The organism is Anaerostipes sp. 494a (genome assembly GCF_001940315.1).
In the GTDB taxonomy this organism is placed as follows: Bacteria; Bacillota; Clostridia; order Lachnospirales; family Lachnospiraceae; genus Anaerostipes; species Anaerostipes faecalis.
The window spans coordinates 910565-926189 of sequence record NZ_MJIF01000001.1; the positions used below are offsets into that span (position 1 = coordinate 910565).

A 15625-nucleotide genomic window follows, 5' to 3' on the forward strand; every position below is an offset into this window, starting at 1 on the left:
GAATTCTTTATCTAAATTTATTTAATCCTGATGATTACCGTTTTCTTCTTTCCGCTTCGTGTACCGATGTACAGCAGTTTTAACTGCTTTTCTAATGAAATAAAAAAATAAGTTTGAAAGGTACCCGTCTGCTCCTCATTATGGATACCCTTCAAACCATCCATGTATCAAACCATTGATTTGGTTTCTATAAAAATACTCCCCTTTTCCCGAGCACTTTTATTATAATAAATCATGGGCTTCTTCCACAATATGTGCCAGTAATTGGTCAAAAATATTTACCAGATATTATTGACAATATATTTTTATCACATTAGTATATTAATGTAGTTTTTATACAACAAAAAGGGAAGTGATGATTAATATGAATCAGCTAGCAAATTACTGCAACGAATTATTTTTAGCCGAAGAGACTAGTTTATACCATTTCTGCAAGAGCCACGATTTAGAGAGGACAAGTATTCGCAGATTATTAAAAGGAGAAAGACTTCCAAAGGAGGAAGTCTTTGAAGCATTCGCAAATGCTCTTTCTTTAACACCGGAGGAATCCAGAAAACTTCATGAATTATATCAGCGGCAGAAGCTTGGCACACTGCGTTATGAAAACAGAATTTTTATTAAAGAATTTTTAGATGAGATTGGAGCCAACTATATTTCTGATTTTCAATTTTTTAAAAATGTTTCGTCCAGTTATGATAATAACCTGATAGAACAGACAACTATGAAGATTGATCATCCATTGGAGCTGTCTCGTGTTTTTCAGCATCTTTTATTAATAGAAGGTAACTATTCAGCACCCCTTTGAGATGCCATGATTTTTGGTAAAAACAGAGAAAATAAAATTCTTTTTCACCAATGATTTCCTGCTAAAAGTGGATAACTTTTCAATGTATCACACCTAAAATTACAGGCTGTGGATTACTGAACTGGCAACTCCGATTTATTGCGAAAATACATCGAATTTGGGGATTTCATATAGTTATTATCAGCATTTTCACAGCGAATTTGGAATGTTATCCACCGTCATTTTGACAATGTTCTGTTTTTGTCAAATTCGCTTTTTTCTCCATTTTCCGCTAAAATAGAAGTATCAATTTTAGCGAAAGAAGGTGGTCTGAATGACAAAAGACGAAATGAACGAACAGTTATTACAGCAAGTCAATTCATTGACAGCAACGGTTGATTCTTTAAATGCGACAATCGCTGCACAGACTCAGTTGATTGCTCAGCTCAACCAGACCATTCAGGAACTGAAAGAACAGCTTAACAAAAACTCCAAAAACAGTTCCAAACCGCCTTCCAGTGATGGCCTTAAGAAGCCTGCCCCTAAAAGCCTGCGTAAATCTTCCGGCAAAAAGGTCGGTGCTCAGAATGGACATCCGGGAACAAATCTTGCTGTGACAACTGCACCGGATGAAACCATCAAACATATGCCATCTGCCTGTGAAGGTTGCCCTCACTATAAAATGTGTAAAGGAACGGCTTGTATCTCAGAAAAACGTCATGTCATTGATGCTGTTGTAACCGTAAATGTTACAGAGCACCAGGTGTTGGAAATTCCAATCTGCATGCTGCATGGCGGAACCCGCAAAGGTGAGTTCCCGTCTGATGTAAAAGCAAGTGTGCAGTACGGAGAAAACCTTCAGGCATTATCTGTGGCATTAAATACAGTTGGTGCAGTCAGCATTAAACGAACCCATGAAATACTGTCAGGAGTATTTAACATTCCGATCGCAACGGGAACCATAAGCAACATGGTAAAGCGTTGTGCCGATGGTCTTTGTGATATCGTTGAAAAAATCAAACAGAAAATGCAGGCTTCAGCCCTTGGACATTTTGACGAAACAGGAACCAGAGTGGATAAAAAGCTCTGGTGGGTTCATAATGCCTCAAACTGTGATTACACCTATCTGGACATCAGCCCTAAACGTGGATTTAAAGGCATGGAACAGTGCGGTGTTCTTACGGAATTTCACGGCATTGCCATGCATGACTGCTGGGCTTCTTACTGGAATTATCCAGAAGTAACCCATGCTGTCTGTTGTGCCCATCTTCTCAGAGAATTAACCGGAATTACCGAGAACCATCCGGAGCAGAAATGGGCATCTGCATTTATAGACCTTTTATTGGAAATGAAAAAGGTCAAAGATAAAGCTGTTGCGAAAGGAAACGAAAGTCTCAGCTATTATTACAGTCATAAATTCGATAAGCAATATGATGAGCTTATCGAACAGGCAAGGAAAGAAAATCCGCTTCCTGAAACCACAGAAAAAAAGCGTGGCCGTAAGAAAAAAGGAAAAATCCTTGCACTTGTGGAACGTCTTGCGAATTACAAGGCATCCGTCTGCCTTTTTATCAAAAATTTCGAAGTACCATTTGATAACAATCAGGCAGAGCGAGACATTCGTATGATAAAAGTAAAAACCAAGGTATCCGGCTGCTTTCGTACTGAGGAAGGGGCAAGAGATTACTTAAAAATCATGTCCTATATCGGCACCGCACACAAACAGGGATACAATGCGTATGAAGCAATCAAAAATGCAATTTCAGGTAACCCGGATTTTATCTTTGGCTAATGGGTGTCCTGAATAGATACAATAGAAGAAAAATATATTTACAGTAATATTCCTGTAAGTAAATCTCTGTTTTTTGAATCTGTCCAGCAGATTTTTTATAGCGGAAAACAATCTGTTCCTTTTTATCATTTTCTGACACTCTAAAAAAAAACTGACATCCAATCATATCTTATTTATATCTGCAGATTGCAAGGAGGGTATACTATCTGCAGATCCTGTGCTGATTGATGTTCATCACAGGAAATGCCAAAAAATGATACAACAATCACGACCATTTATCTATCATTCATCCGATCCAACCAACATGATAGAATACTATTATTCTGTTTCAAAAACATCCTCCCGTCCTTTGTTTTCCTTGGACTTTTTTCCATGTTTGTTGAAGATTTATTCCGATGAATTATTTCTTCCTCAACTGACAGAGGCATTTCGCAATAATGAAAAACTGATATGGATATTTGAAACCTTATTCAATGTAAATGCCAACTATCCTCCATATGAAGCGTTTCTATCTTACGAAGGTTTAATACGCTTTGCAAAAACAGGAGAACTCTGTCAAAGCTGCCGTCATATTTTAAAACCATTTTCTAAGGAACAGAGAAAAATCATTTTAGAAAAAGTTGCAAATTATTGTACAGAAGGATTCTATCATCTTCACATTTTACCGAAAAATTATTTTCGCAATCTTCCGGAAATCAATTTGGAAATATTCAGTGATCACCGTGTGACCATGTTTTCCATGAGCCAGGAAAACTTATTCTCATTTTTTTATCTGAAAGAAAACAGTATCTATGATTCCTTTTATGATTATTTTGAAAGTTTACTGGAAAATCCCGATGTATCTTCCCTTAAAGAAACCACAGCGATTTTAAAGGAGATTATAAAAAAATATCTTTAGTATATCGAAAAAGAAAAACTTTTTATACAAATTACGCAAAAAATTCTTGCATTCAAATAAATTTTCTATAATTTTACCAATTTTTCTTTTATCATTCATGTGCTAACATAATATATAGAAGATATTGAAAAGGAAAGGATACAAATTCATGAAAAAGAAATCATCAATTATTACAGTTGTTTCAGCAACCGTATTATTACTTATATTATCAATACCAATCAGCTCCTATGCTGCCGATACAACTTCATCTACGTCAAAATATTCTGTTACAGTAAATAATCATACAGAATTAACATTAACAGATGTTGTTCTGGCTTATGACAATCAGGATCTTCACAACATAGAAGATATTAAATCCGGAGACAGTCATACATTCGTTGTGAATACTACAAAGAATCAGCCAGAAACTGATTTTACAATTTCCGGAAAAACAGATGAGGGAAAATCATTTTCAAAATCTTATCATTATAAGGACTTAGATGATTCCTATATCACTCTATCTCCTGACAGCTGTAAAAATCTTTCTACTTCTTCCTCTTTTTTGGAATAAACAGAAATAAATTTATATTTCCAGTGTGATTTCATATGCCTGCAGCCAGTAATTGACCTGCAGAAGAAATGCAATCATCTGAGGACCAGCCATCAGCTGTCCATACCATGGTTTTCCATAATCTTTTGGACTATTCAGGAAATTTTCAAGCTTCACCGGATCTATCAGCTGGATGATCGGTGAAGTTTTTTTCTGCATAACTTTTTGAAGCTCTACAGACAGCAGTTTCTCATATGTCGGATCATATGTTTTCGGATAAGGGCTCTTTCTTCGATATAAAACTTCTTCTGGAAGATCCTTCTCACCGGCGGCACGAAGCAGTCCTTTTACGATTCCGTCTTTACATTTCATTTCCCACGGAACATTATATAAATATTCCACAATTCGATGATCTGCAAACGGAACTCTGGCTTCCAGTCCTGAATACATACTGGTACGATCCATTCGGTCAAGGAGCGTTGTCATAAACCAATGAAGATTTAAATATGATATTTCCCTTCTTCTGGCTTCTATTTTATCTTCTCCATAAAGCTTCGGTGTTTCTTTTATTGTTCTCTGATAAGCCTCTTTGGAATAAGCCTCCAAATCAACCTTTTCCAGAATATCATCACGAAGCAGCATTTTTCTAGGCTCCATATCCATAGACCACGGAAAATTATCTGCTTCAAAACATTCCTTTTTATGAAACCATGGATAACCGCCAAATATTTCATCGGCACATTCCCCGGTTAAAGTCACCTTATTATAATCCACAACTTTAGAACAAAAATATAGCATAGATGATTCTACATCCGCCATACATGGCAAATCCCTTGCATCTACTGCTTTATAAAGATAGGAAATCAATTCCATATTCCTGCATTCCAGATAAATATGCCTGGTTTCTGCATATTCCACCATCCGGTCCACCCATGGCCGGTCTTCTGACGGCTGAAATGCATTTGCCTGGAAGTACTGATGATTGTTATGAAAATCAAAAGAAAACGTATTCAGCTGCTTTCCCTGTTTATGAAGTTCTTTTGCACAGATAGACGTTACCAGACTGCTGTCCACACCACCGGAAAGAAATGTGCTGATTGGAATATCTGACAGCATCTGCATTTTTACCGCATCATGAATCAGCCAGGAAGTTTTTTCAATGGTATTCTGAAGGGAATCTTCATGAGGCTTCCCTTCCAGCTGCCAGAAAGTATGGTCTTTTAGTCCCTCTTTTTCATATTCCAGAAAATGTCCCGGCAAAACTTCCTTTACATTTTTGAAAACTCCTTTTCCATAGGTCTTTGCCGGTCCAAGTCCAAAGATTTCTCCCAGCCCCTCCCGGTCAATCACCGGCTTTACTCCCGGATATGCAAACAATCCTTTGATCTCCGATGCAAAAATCAAGGTATTCCCCAACTCTGTATAAAACAACGGTTTTACTCCCAACCGATCACGAAACAGGAATAATTTTTCCAGCATTCCATCCCAAATGGCAATGGAGAAAATTCCATTTAATCTTTTTACAAACGATGTTCCATACCTCATATATCCAACCAGAATCACTTCTGTATCGCTATTGGTCTCAAACCTGGCACCTTTTTTCTCCAATTCTTTTCGCAGGGATAGCATATTATAAATTTCCCCATTGAAAATAATCGCACATTCCCTGTAATCTTTTTTCCTTATCATCGGCTGATGCCCATTTTTCAAGTCAATGATGGAGAGCCTCACATGCCCCAATCCACATGTTTTATCCAGATAATAACCTTCATCATCAGGCCCCCGGTGTTTCTGGACCTGATTCATTTGATTTAAAACTCTTTCCCATTTTTCTCTGGAATAAAGATAATTTTCTTCCATATTTGAAAATCCTGCAATGCCACACATATTCTGTCACCTCAATTTCATTTAACTTGTTTATTTCCAATCACAGGCTGATACTGTTTTCCCTCCATGGCTTTTAAAATCGTTGGAATCAGCAATTCCGTATATGCCGTCATGGAGTTAGGCTTCTTTACGGGATCATCCTGACCAAATGGAACAAAAAAGATATTTTTACTATTTAAAAGATACCCGATATTTTTCAGATTCATACCTAATGCATCATTTGTGGAAAGTGAAATCACCACCGGTTTCCCATTTCTTAAATGGGCTTTTGCCGCCATCAGCACCGGTGTATCGGTAATCCCATTGGTCAACTTTGCCATGGTATTTCCCGTACAAGGTAAAATTACCAGAATATCCAGACATCCTGTAGGTCCTATGACTTCTGCCGCTTCAATGGTCTTCATAGGTTCATGTCCTGTCAGTTCCTGTGCTTTTTGAAGAAAATCTGCTGCTTTTCCAAAACGGCTGTCAACCGTCTGGGCCATATCAGAAAAAATCGTCTGAACAATGGCTCCTTCTTCTACCAGATGTCTGATTTCCTGAAATGCTTTTGCATAAGTACAAAATGAACCTGTGATAGCAACACCGATCCTCAAATTTTCAAGTTTCATTTTTCATTCCTCCCTTTCAGCTCCAGCACTTTTTCAGCCAAACGGATTCCCGAAGATTTTGGTGCATAAATACCAGGAAGGCTAGGACAAAGATAGGAACGGATTCCCAGTTCTTTTGCTGCTTTCTGATCAACACCACCTGGAAACGAAGCTATATCCACAATACAGGCATCTTTGGATAATCTTTTCAACACACTGCCTTTTAACACCACAGCCGGAATTGTATTAAAAATATAGTCAAACCGCAAAATGTGCCTGGATAATTCTGAAAAGTCCATACAGTCAAATCCGGCAGCCTCTCCCTGACTCCTGGCTGTTTCCCCTCTGGCACAAATAGTAACTCTGGCATCTAAACCTTTCAATTTTCCTGCCAGAACTTTTCCGCATCTTCCATAACCAAGAACCAGGCAACGACTTTGATGAAGATTCACCGGTTTTAGCTCCATAGCCTTTACGATAGCTCCTTCTGCAGTGGCAATAGCATTATAAATTGCCACATCATCCATTTTCATAAAATCATAAACCTGCACATTTTTTTGTCGGCATGCTTCTAAAACTTCCGCAGAAATACAACCTCCAAATAAACTCTGGCCTTCCTGTAAATTTGCAACCAGTTCCTTTAATCCTAAATTAAGATGCTTCTTTTTCGAAATGATACGTTCCCCGTCTTTGGAAAATAAAACCGGTCCGATCACACACTGTGCTTCCGTAATGGCTTCAAAAAAAGACCTGGCCAGTTTACAATCCCTGTCCAGATCCTTCTCTTCTGTTCCATATACAATAACCCTATATCGACGATTTTTTAAATAATTTGCCAAATATACCTGACGGCGATCTCCGCCAATTACTGCGAAATCATACTGCACCTGCTACCACTCCTGAATATCCTTCTGATAATATATGTATGAATACGTCAAAAGGTTCCTTCTCAGAACACAAAAGGAGACCTTGAATTTCAAAGTCTCCTGATGGCTTCTGCATACTTTTATAACCTATTTCCCATATCCGTTTGGATGAGTGCTATGCCACTTCCATGCAGTTGCAATAATTTCTTCCAGATCTGCATGTTCCGGCTTCCATCCAAGGATTTTTTTAGCCTTTTCACTGGATGCGATCAATATTGCAGGATCTCCGGCACGACGTTCTTCTTCCACTGCTTTGATTGGTTTTCCTGTTACTTTTCTAGCCGTTTCAATCACTTCTTTTACAGTAAATCCAACCCCATTTCCAAGATTGAAAATATTGCTTTCATTTCCCTCCATCAGATATTTTACAGCAAGGATATGTGCCTGTGCCAGATCAGTTACATGAATATAATCTCTGACACATGTACCATCCTTGGTAGGATAATCTGTTCCAAAAATGCTGATCGCTTCTCTTTTTCCATTTGGTACCTGAAGGATCAATGGGATTAAATGAGATTCCGGATTATGTGCTTCTCCGATTTTTCCACTGACATGTGCACCACATGCATTAAAATATCTGAGAGAAACATAACGAAGCCCATGGGCTTTTCCTACCCATTTAAACATTTTTTCCATAGAAAGCTTGGTTTCTCCATATGTATTGGTCGGCTCTGTTCTATCACTTTCAAGAATCGGAACTTTCTCCGGTTCTCCATAAGTTGCGGCAGTTGATGAAAATACAATCTTATCAATTCCATGGGCCACAAGAGATTCCAGCATAGTCTTTGTTCCGCATAAATTATTATCGTAATATTTTAATGGATTGACCATACTCTCACCGACCAGAGAATTGGCAGCAAAATGGATCACTGCATCAATATCTGTCTCCTGATCCAAAACACTATCAACAAAAGCTCTGTCTCTTAAATCTCCCTTATAAAACTTCGCTTCTGGATGAACAGCTTCAATATGACCCGTTTCCAGATTGTCAATAATGACTACTTCATCACCGGCATCCACCAGCTCATATACTGTGTGAGATCCAATATAACCTGCTCCACCTAATACTAAAATTTTCATGTTTCTCACCTTTCCTATAATACTGCAATAAATCTTTCGAAAGCTTTTCTGCCTTCTTTATTACATTTATATACTCCTGCGTCTTCCAAAACTTTAACAAATACCTGTCCGATTTCCTCTTTCAGGATATCCATTACATTATCTTCATTTATCTCATCATATTTTGGCAAAAACTCATGAACCCAGTCAATGTGCTTCTTTAATTCCTCGTACTCTTCAAAAGGTTTTCTTTGTACAAGACATTCTGCCAGTAATTCCATTTCTCCTTTTAGGCGGGAAGGAAGTACCGCAAGCCCCATTACTTCAATTAGTCCAATGTTTTCCTTCTTAATATGATGATACTCATTATGCGGATGATAAAGTCCCAATGGACACTCTTTTGTGGTAATATTATTTCGAAGAGTCAGATCCAGTTCATATACATCACCTTTTTTTCTTGCGATCGGAGTGATCGTATTATGTGGATCTCCATCTGTTTCAGCAAAAATATAAGCTTCTTCATCCGTATATCCACGCCAGCTTTTTAAAATATGATCTGCCAGATCGATCAAACGTTTTTCATCTTTATGCCGGATCCGAATCACAGATAAAGGCCAGTGGACAATTCCTGCTTCTACATCTTCATATTCTGGAATTACAAAGTTTTTTTCAATTTGAGCTCGTTCCATGGCGAATTCATAATGTCCTCCCTGAAAATGATCATGTGTTAAAATTGACCCACCAACAATAGGAAGATCGGCATTAGATCCGAGAAAATAATGTGGAAACTGTTTGACAAAATCAAAAAGCTTGATAAATGTATTTCGATCGATCTTCATTGGTGTATGTTCTCCGTTAAATACGATACAATGTTCATTATAATAAACATATGGAGAATATTGAAATCCCCATTTGCTTTGATTGATCGTGACTGGAATGATACGATGATTCTGTCTTGCCGGATGATTCATTCGTCCTGCATATCCTTCATTTTCCATACATAACTGACATTTTGGGTAAGAACTCTGCTTTGCATTTTTAGCAGCCGCGATCGCCTTAGGATCCTTTTCCGGTTTGGAAAGATTAATGGTAATATCAATGACTCCATAAGGACTATCTACTTTCCATTTCATATCCTTTTTCACACGATATCTGCGGATATAATCGGTATCCTGACTAAAATTATAATAAAATTCAGTTGCAATTTCCGGACCTTGTTTGTAAAGTTTTTTAAACTTACCAATAACCTCACTTGGTCTGGCAACCATGACACCCATTAATTTTGTATCAAACAAATCTCTGGTAACAATATCATTACTTTTGATAATATATCTATCATATGCCTCATCCACAAGCGCATTTAAAATATCTTCTAATATGATCTCTTCTCCGGATATATCCGGTTCTTCATATTCATCCAATTTGAAAATTTCTAAATACTGATTTATGGTATATGTTTTATCTTCCGGTTGAATCAGTTCTTTCTGTAGTCCATATTCCACCAGTTTTGCTATTTCTTTTTGTAATTTCATGACTATTCCACCTCAAATCTGTAGGAGGTAACAGAATGATATTCCTGTCCCCTTCTTAAAATAACTTTGGGATCCTTTTCAATATGAATGGAATCAGGCAAAAACTGAGTTTCCAAAGCAACTCCATCTCTATTTTCATAAGGTTTTCCATTCTTTCCATTGCATCCACCGGCAAGAAAATTTCCTGTGTACATCTGAATTGCAGGAAGACTTGTGGATACGATGAGTTTCCTTCCGGAAACCGGATCATAAAGCACTGCCTGATCAGAGGATTTATTTACCAAAAACGAATGATCATAGCCACCTGCCAATTTTAACTGATCATGTCCGTCGTTGATTCTCTCGCCTATTTCATGAAATTCTCTAAAATCAAACGGTGTATCCTCTACATTGAGAAATTTTCCATTTGTAAGACAATTTTCATCAACACAAGCAATCTGATCTGCCGCCATCTTCAATTGATGGTGATATATTTTATCCTTTCCACCAGTCAAATTAAAATAGGAATGATTGGTTATATTGACCAATGTATCCTGATCGGAAACAGCTTCATACTCTATCTTTATTGTATTGCCTTCTAACCGATAACTTACTTCTAAACGCAAGCTTCCCGGATATCCTTCTTCCATATCCGGTGATAGATAAATAAATCTTACACCGTCATCCAGTATTTCATATTGGAATAATTTTTGATTAAACCCTTCTTTTCCCCCATGAAGATGATTGGATCCATCATTTGCAGCCAATGAATACGTGGTTCCATTTAACTGAAATTTTGCTCCGGCAATACGATTGGCAACACGTCCTACCACTGCGCCCATATAACTGCCGTCATGATGGCAATCTTCAATATCTTCAAAACTTAATACTACATCGTCCTCCGTTCCTTCCCGGTCTTTTGTGAAGATTGAAAGAATATGACATCCAAGATTTGTAACTTTTACCCGCAAATCTTCATTTTTTATTTCAAAAAAAGTAATTCCATTATCTCTTTTTTCTGTAATTTTAACTTCCGTCATTTATAAAACCTTAATTCCGCCATATTTACGTACTTTTAAAATATGGCATGCCCCTTCTCCAAATACATTTTCTATAGTTTCTTTATACATTCCTACAATATCATTTGGTACAAATGCCTGAATGGTTCCTGCAAATCCTCCTCCATGGACACGGCTGACTCCTTTATCTCCTAAAGCTACATCACTAATTGCCAGCCCGATAGACATGCTCTGATTTTGCAACTCATGATTTGAATATACATTCTGCAGATATTTAAATGAAGAATCACCGGATGCCTTAATGAGCTTTTTAAATGTTTCAAAATCTCCATCTTCCAATGCCTTCACCTGTTCATCTACACGTTTATTTTCTTCAAATAAATGCATTGCACGTAAAACCGCACGATCCCCAAGAATTTCTCTTATTTTAGGTAAATTTAAGTAAAATTCATTTTTATCAACTTTTCTAAGTACATCTTCATCAAAGAAATTTGCTACTTTTTTCATTTCCTCCGGAATGGCAGCATAATCATCTGTCAGATCCGCATGAGAACCTTTTGTATCAACAATGCATAAGCTGTGTCCATATGTTTCGAAATCCACATCTACCTGTTTTACGATTGGATTTTTTGGATCCTCAAAATCAATATTGATCAGACCTCCAACAGCAGATGCCATCTGATCCATCAATCCACAAGGTTTTCCGAAAAAGACATTTTCTGCATACTGTCCGACCTGTGCGATCAGTACTTCATCAATTTTCATGTCGTTATAGAGACCGGAAAAAATATTTCCAAGGAGTACTTCAAAAGCAGCAGAAGATGACATTCCTGCTCCATTTAAAACATCACTTGTGATATAAGCCTCAAATCCGCCAATTTCATATCCTTCTTCTTTCAATCTGTAGGCAACACCTCTGGTCAGGCTTTCGGAAGTTCCTTCTTCTCCTTCTTTTGGCTCTAAAGAACTTAAATTTACTTCAAATTTCTCATAACCTTCAGATTTAATGGTAACTGTTTCATCTTCTGTTTTGGCTACGATTGCAATGGCATCCAGATTAATAGATGTTGCAAGAACTTTTCCATACTGATGGTCTGTATGATTTCCTCCAACTTCACTTCGTCCCGGTGCACTGTAAATCTCTATTTCTTTTTCTCCGTATAATGTCTCAAAATTTTCCAACGCTTTTATATAACGTTCTTTCTGATATTCCAGTACATTCTCGTCCACATAAATGTCTTTTAAAAGTTTCTGATATTTCCCCTCTTCAAATTCTTTCATTAATTTCTTTGTGTTACTAGGCATTAATCTGTTTTCTCCTTTCTTCAATGGTTGAGATAACTTGTTTCATGAAACTGTCACTTAATTTATAAAACTTTTTATATACGAAGTACGCAATCAACATGGATACCGCTGGAATCGCACACATTAAGAAACGTATTGAATTCAATGTTAATGCTGACTGCACTGCCTGTGGGTCTGGAATATATCCTGTCTGTTCCAAAGCAAATCCAATAAATAAAGATGTTAATGCTGCTGTAAATTTAACAATTAAAGTCTGCAGAGAAAATACAACAGATTCATTTCTCGTCTTCAATTTATATTCTCCATAGTCTACAACATCAGACAAAAATACTGTTGCACATCCGAGTTCCAATCCTGTTCCAGTTTTCACAATAACCCCTGAAATCGCAGTTAATATAATATTTCCCGGGCATACGAATCCAACAACAAGAAGCAATACTAGTCCAATAAAAGGAAGTACACACGCAAGTAAAAATGATGTTTTTCTAGAAAGTGTTCTTGCCACCTTAGGGAAGATAATTAGTCCAACAACTTCAGCAATCGATGCACTAATCATAAATGCGGACAACATGTTAGCATTATGGCATACATATGTGAAGTAGTATACTGCTACCCCCATAATAAACTGAATTCCAACATTATATAGCAGAATCAATCCAACTGCTGCCTGCAGCTGATCATTTTGTTTGATAATAGAAAAAACACCTTTAAAAGAAATTTTTTCTTTTGGTGCGTTATCTTCTTTTACCTTTAAATTAGCTACAGCCACACCAATTGTAAAAATAAATGTTCCGGCAATAATAATTGCAAATCTATGATATCCTATATACCCGCCTCCCAAAGCAGCTATAATCTGAACACCAAAACCAGCTATGATTAGTGATTGTCCTAAACTGGCAAAAATACGAGGTAAAACAGAGACTACTTCTCGTTCGTGTGGATCAGATGTCAGATTTGGGATTATTGACCAATATGGAATATCCATAATTGTATATGTCATTCCCCATAAAACATAAATAACAGCAACAAATATACAAAGAATATTTCCTTTTAGATTAAAATCTGTGAATAATGCAACAAATACTACTGAATTAATCAAGGTTCCTATAACCAGCCATGGTATGAATTTTCCCCATTTGGTTCTTGTATTATCTACAAGCATCCCCATGAATAAATCATTAAAAGCATCCCACAATTTTGCAACAAAAAATACAATTCCCACAAATCCTGGTGATACCTTTAAAATATCAGTAAAATAAATCATGGCAAATGTTGCCATCATTCCATATATTAAATCTTTACCTAATGCACCAAATGCAAATGTATATTTCACTCTTCCGGGTACCTTCCCTGCTAATTGTTCGTTCATAATATTTCCCTCCTAATTTAGTAATCTTCCAGAAGTGTGTATTTCTTTCAGTTTTCCCTGTCGACAAAATTATAGTAACATTTTTAGTAAAATAATTCAATTTAATTTTACTAAATTATTTACCAAAATATTCACTTAAATTTTAGTTAGTTTTACTAAATTATATTTACTTTTGCTTTTATATAATTTTTGATATAATAAAAAGGAAATAAATTTCAGGAAGGATCATAAATATGGCAACGATCAAAGATATTGCAAAAAAGGCAAACGTTTCAGCGGCAACTGTATCCAGAATCTTAAATCAGGATGATACCTTAAGTGTTACGGAACAGACCAGGGAAAAAGTGCTAAAAGTCGCACAGGAACTGAATTATACAAAAAAAAGAACATCAAATCAGCAAATTACACTTGGTATCTTTCAATGGTATTCTTTATTTCAAGAACTGGAAGATCCTTATTATCAGGCCATCCGAATCGGGATTGAAAATTACTGTGCCTCCCGTCAGATAGATGTTGTCCGCACTTTTCAAAGTGACTCAAATTATATCGATGCATTAAAAGGAGTGAACGCCTTAATTTGTATCGGAAAATTTAATGAACAACAGATCCACTCTTTTGAATTCATTACAAAGAATATTATTTTTGTTGATATGAAAACCTCCAGAATCCACTGTAATACTATTGTTCTTGATTTTCGTCAGGCCGTCATTGATGCCATGGATTATTTGACAAATCTGGGACATCATCATATTGCATACCTGGGGGGCAAAGAATATTTAGAAGACGGTAATATCTATTATGAAGAACGAAAAGATACTTTTGTAAATTACTGTAAGGATCACGATATCATCTATAAACCTTATCTTTTAGAGCAGGAATTTTCAGCAGAATCCGGCTATCAGATGATGATGAAACTCATCAAAAATAATCATATTCCAACTGCTGTTTTTGCTGCCAGTGATCCCATTGCCATTGGTGCAATGAGAGCCTTATATGAAAATGGATATAAAGTTCCAGATGATATTTCTGTCATGGGATTTGATGATATTAATGTTGCCAGCTTTTCAAATCCTCCTTTGACAACAGTTCATGCTCCTGCAGAATTTATGGGTGAATATGCTGCACATTATGTAACTCTATTGACAAAAGACACAGCGGTAGAATATCAAACTCCCGTGCGTTTAACACTTCCTTGCAGCCTCTCGATCCGAAAAAGCTGCTCCATTCCTCGAAAAACAACATAATCAGGAAATCACGGATGGTACAAGTGTTTTGCACCATCCGTTTTTCATCACAGAATTATAAATCCTGGAATGTCTGCATGGTCTTTATCACACCTGGAAGATTTCTATACTCTTCTTCCTTTTCTTTTTCACATATCACGATAATATTTCTGCATCCAGCCTCATAGGCATTGCGGATTCCGGAAAAAGAGTCTTCATAAACCAGTATATCTTCCATAGGGATACCTATTATTTTTGCAGCATCCTGAAACATTTCGACCTTATTTTCATAAGTCCCATCATCATAAACAATGGAAGAAGGTACAATCCAGTAATCAAGGCCAAAAGACTTTCTGAAAAAATCTATGTTTTCTTTTATTGATGCACTTGCAATGGTAAATGGTACTCTTTTTTGCTTTAATTTTGCAAAATAATCTTTTACCCCTGCCACAAGATGAAAAGAATCCTGATCTTCCTGACAAAATTTTCTGTAATATTCTTCTTTTAATAAAGAATATTTTTTTATTTCATCTTCTGATGCTTTTCCATCAGTCATATAACGAATAATCTGATCATTTGGAGTTCCATTAAATTTTTCATGAAGTTCTTCCTCTGTAATCTCTTTGTTCCTCAATTTCATAGAAACAGCATTCCATGCTTTGATATGTTTATCATTATCAAAAAAAAGTGTTCCATTAAAATCAAAGATGACCCCTTTACAACCTTTCATGAT

General features: G+C 36.6%; 14 protein-coding genes. 5 read left to right on the forward strand and 9 right to left on the reverse strand.

From position 1 onward, the window contains the following. The first annotated feature begins 364 nt into the window (after positions 1 to 364). The 4 genes from BHF70_RS04640 (at position 365) to BHF70_RS04660 (ending at position 4024) form a co-directional block, all read left to right on the forward strand. The gene (locus tag BHF70_RS04640; protein ID WP_075759170.1) at positions 365 to 805 is read left to right on the forward strand and encodes a helix-turn-helix domain-containing protein; all 441 of its coding nucleotides are present in this window, start codon (positions 365 to 367) and stop codon (positions 803 to 805) included. A 313-nt stretch (positions 806 to 1118) separates the two neighbouring features. Continuing rightward, positions 1119 to 2576 (forward strand): IS66 family transposase, encoded by a 1458-nt coding sequence (gene tnpC / locus BHF70_RS12225; protein ID WP_143249367.1) that lies wholly within the window; start codon positions 1119 to 1121, stop codon positions 2574 to 2576. Between the two features lie 253 nt (positions 2577 to 2829). Beyond that, positions 2830 to 3474 carry a hypothetical protein gene (locus BHF70_RS04655; protein ID WP_075759172.1) on the forward strand — a complete coding sequence of 215 codons (645 nt, stop codon included), beginning with the start codon at positions 2830 to 2832 and terminating at the stop codon, positions 3472 to 3474. Between the two features lie 148 nt (positions 3475 to 3622). Further along, a complete protein-coding gene (locus tag BHF70_RS04660; RefSeq protein WP_075759173.1) occupies positions 3623 to 4024 on the forward strand; it encodes a hypothetical protein in 402 nt (133 codons plus the stop codon). Positions 4025 to 4036: 12 nt separating this feature from the next. Here BHF70_RS04660 and asnB read toward each other — a convergent pair whose 3' ends face one another. From asnB to melB, 8 genes are all read right to left on the reverse strand, one after another. Then, positions 4037 to 5890 carry an asparagine synthase (glutamine-hydrolyzing) gene (gene asnB / locus BHF70_RS04665; RefSeq protein ID WP_075759174.1) on the reverse strand — a complete coding sequence of 618 codons (1854 nt, stop codon included), beginning with the start codon at positions 5888 to 5890 and terminating at the stop codon, positions 4037 to 4039. A gap of 17 nt (positions 5891 to 5907) precedes the next feature. Beyond that, on the reverse strand, positions 5908 to 6501 hold the full coding sequence (locus tag BHF70_RS04670; protein WP_075759175.1) for a dipicolinate synthase subunit B: 594 nt from the start codon (positions 6499 to 6501) through the stop codon (positions 5908 to 5910). Next, on the reverse strand, positions 6498 to 7367 hold the full coding sequence (dpsA, locus tag BHF70_RS04675; protein ID WP_075759176.1) for a dipicolinate synthase subunit DpsA: 870 nt from the start codon (positions 7365 to 7367) through the stop codon (positions 6498 to 6500). Before dpsA ends, BHF70_RS04670 begins: the two co-directional genes overlap by 4 nt. A gap of 126 nt (positions 7368 to 7493) precedes the next feature. Further along, on the reverse strand, positions 7494 to 8486 hold the full coding sequence (gene galE, locus BHF70_RS04680; protein ID WP_075759177.1) for a UDP-glucose 4-epimerase GalE: 993 nt from the start codon (positions 8484 to 8486) through the stop codon (positions 7494 to 7496). Between the two features lie 14 nt (positions 8487 to 8500). After that, the gene (gene galT / locus BHF70_RS04685) at positions 8501 to 9997 is read right to left on the reverse strand and encodes a UDP-glucose--hexose-1-phosphate uridylyltransferase (RefSeq protein WP_075759178.1); all 1497 of its coding nucleotides are present in this window, start codon (positions 9995 to 9997) and stop codon (positions 8501 to 8503) included. Positions 9998 to 9999: 2 nt separating this feature from the next. Beyond that, positions 10000 to 11016 carry an aldose epimerase family protein gene (locus BHF70_RS04690; RefSeq protein WP_075759179.1) on the reverse strand — a complete coding sequence of 339 codons (1017 nt, stop codon included), beginning with the start codon at positions 11014 to 11016 and terminating at the stop codon, positions 10000 to 10002. Then, complete coding sequence (locus tag BHF70_RS04695; RefSeq protein WP_075759180.1) at positions 11017 to 12300, reverse strand: galactokinase; 1284 nt, start codon at positions 12298 to 12300, stop codon at positions 11017 to 11019. Next, positions 12293 to 13669: a melibiose:sodium transporter MelB gene (gene melB, locus BHF70_RS04700; protein WP_075759181.1), complete on the reverse strand. Its 1377-nt coding sequence runs from the start codon at positions 13667 to 13669 to the stop codon at positions 12293 to 12295. The genes BHF70_RS04695 and melB overlap by 8 nt, the downstream gene beginning before the upstream one ends. Before the next feature lie 233 nt (positions 13670 to 13902). On the opposite strand from melB, the gene BHF70_RS04705 reads away from it, so the two are divergent. Next, complete coding sequence (locus BHF70_RS04705; RefSeq protein WP_075759182.1) at positions 13903 to 14913, forward strand: LacI family DNA-binding transcriptional regulator; 1011 nt, start codon at positions 13903 to 13905, stop codon at positions 14911 to 14913. A gap of 55 nt (positions 14914 to 14968) precedes the next feature. On the opposite strand, the gene BHF70_RS04710 is transcribed toward BHF70_RS04705, so the two are convergent. After that, positions 14969 to 15622: an HAD family hydrolase gene (locus BHF70_RS04710; RefSeq protein ID WP_075759183.1), complete on the reverse strand. Its 654-nt coding sequence runs from the start codon at positions 15620 to 15622 to the stop codon at positions 14969 to 14971. Positions 15623 to 15625 lie beyond the last annotated feature (3 nt).

Excerpts from the sequence above, each read along its gene's own strand:
- BHF70_RS04640 (WP_075759170.1), top strand. The coding sequence starts at position 365 with ATGAATCAGCTAGCAAATTACTGCAACGAATTATTTTTAGCCGAAGAG.
- tnpC (WP_143249367.1), top strand. The coding sequence starts at position 1,119 with ATGACAAAAGACGAAATGAACGAACAGTTATTACAGCAAGTCAATTCA.
- BHF70_RS04655 (WP_075759172.1), top strand. The coding sequence starts at position 2,830 with ATGATACAACAATCACGACCATTTATCTATCATTCATCCGATCCAACC.
- BHF70_RS04660 (WP_075759173.1), top strand. The coding sequence starts at position 3,623 with ATGAAAAAGAAATCATCAATTATTACAGTTGTTTCAGCAACCGTATTA.
- asnB (WP_075759174.1), bottom strand. The coding sequence starts at position 5,890 with ATGTGTGGCATTGCAGGATTTTCAAATATGGAAGAAAATTATCTTTAT.
- BHF70_RS04670 (WP_075759175.1), bottom strand. The coding sequence starts at position 6,501 with ATGAAACTTGAAAATTTGAGGATCGGTGTTGCTATCACAGGTTCATTT.
- galE (WP_075759177.1), bottom strand. The coding sequence starts at position 8,486 with ATGAAAATTTTAGTATTAGGTGGAGCAGGTTATATTGGATCTCACACA.
- galT (WP_075759178.1), bottom strand. The coding sequence starts at position 9,997 with ATGAAATTACAAAAAGAAATAGCAAAACTGGTGGAATATGGACTACAG.
- BHF70_RS04690 (WP_075759179.1), bottom strand. The coding sequence starts at position 11,016 with ATGACGGAAGTTAAAATTACAGAAAAAAGAGATAATGGAATTACTTTT.
- BHF70_RS04695 (WP_075759180.1), bottom strand. The coding sequence starts at position 12,300 with ATGCCTAGTAACACAAAGAAATTAATGAAAGAATTTGAAGAGGGGAAA.
- melB (WP_075759181.1), bottom strand. The coding sequence starts at position 13,669 with ATGAACGAACAATTAGCAGGGAAGGTACCCGGAAGAGTGAAATATACA.
- BHF70_RS04705 (WP_075759182.1), top strand. The coding sequence starts at position 13,903 with ATGGCAACGATCAAAGATATTGCAAAAAAGGCAAACGTTTCAGCGGCA.
- BHF70_RS04710 (WP_075759183.1), bottom strand. The coding sequence starts at position 15,622 with ATGAAAGGTTGTAAAGGGGTCATCTTTGATTTTAATGGAACACTTTTT.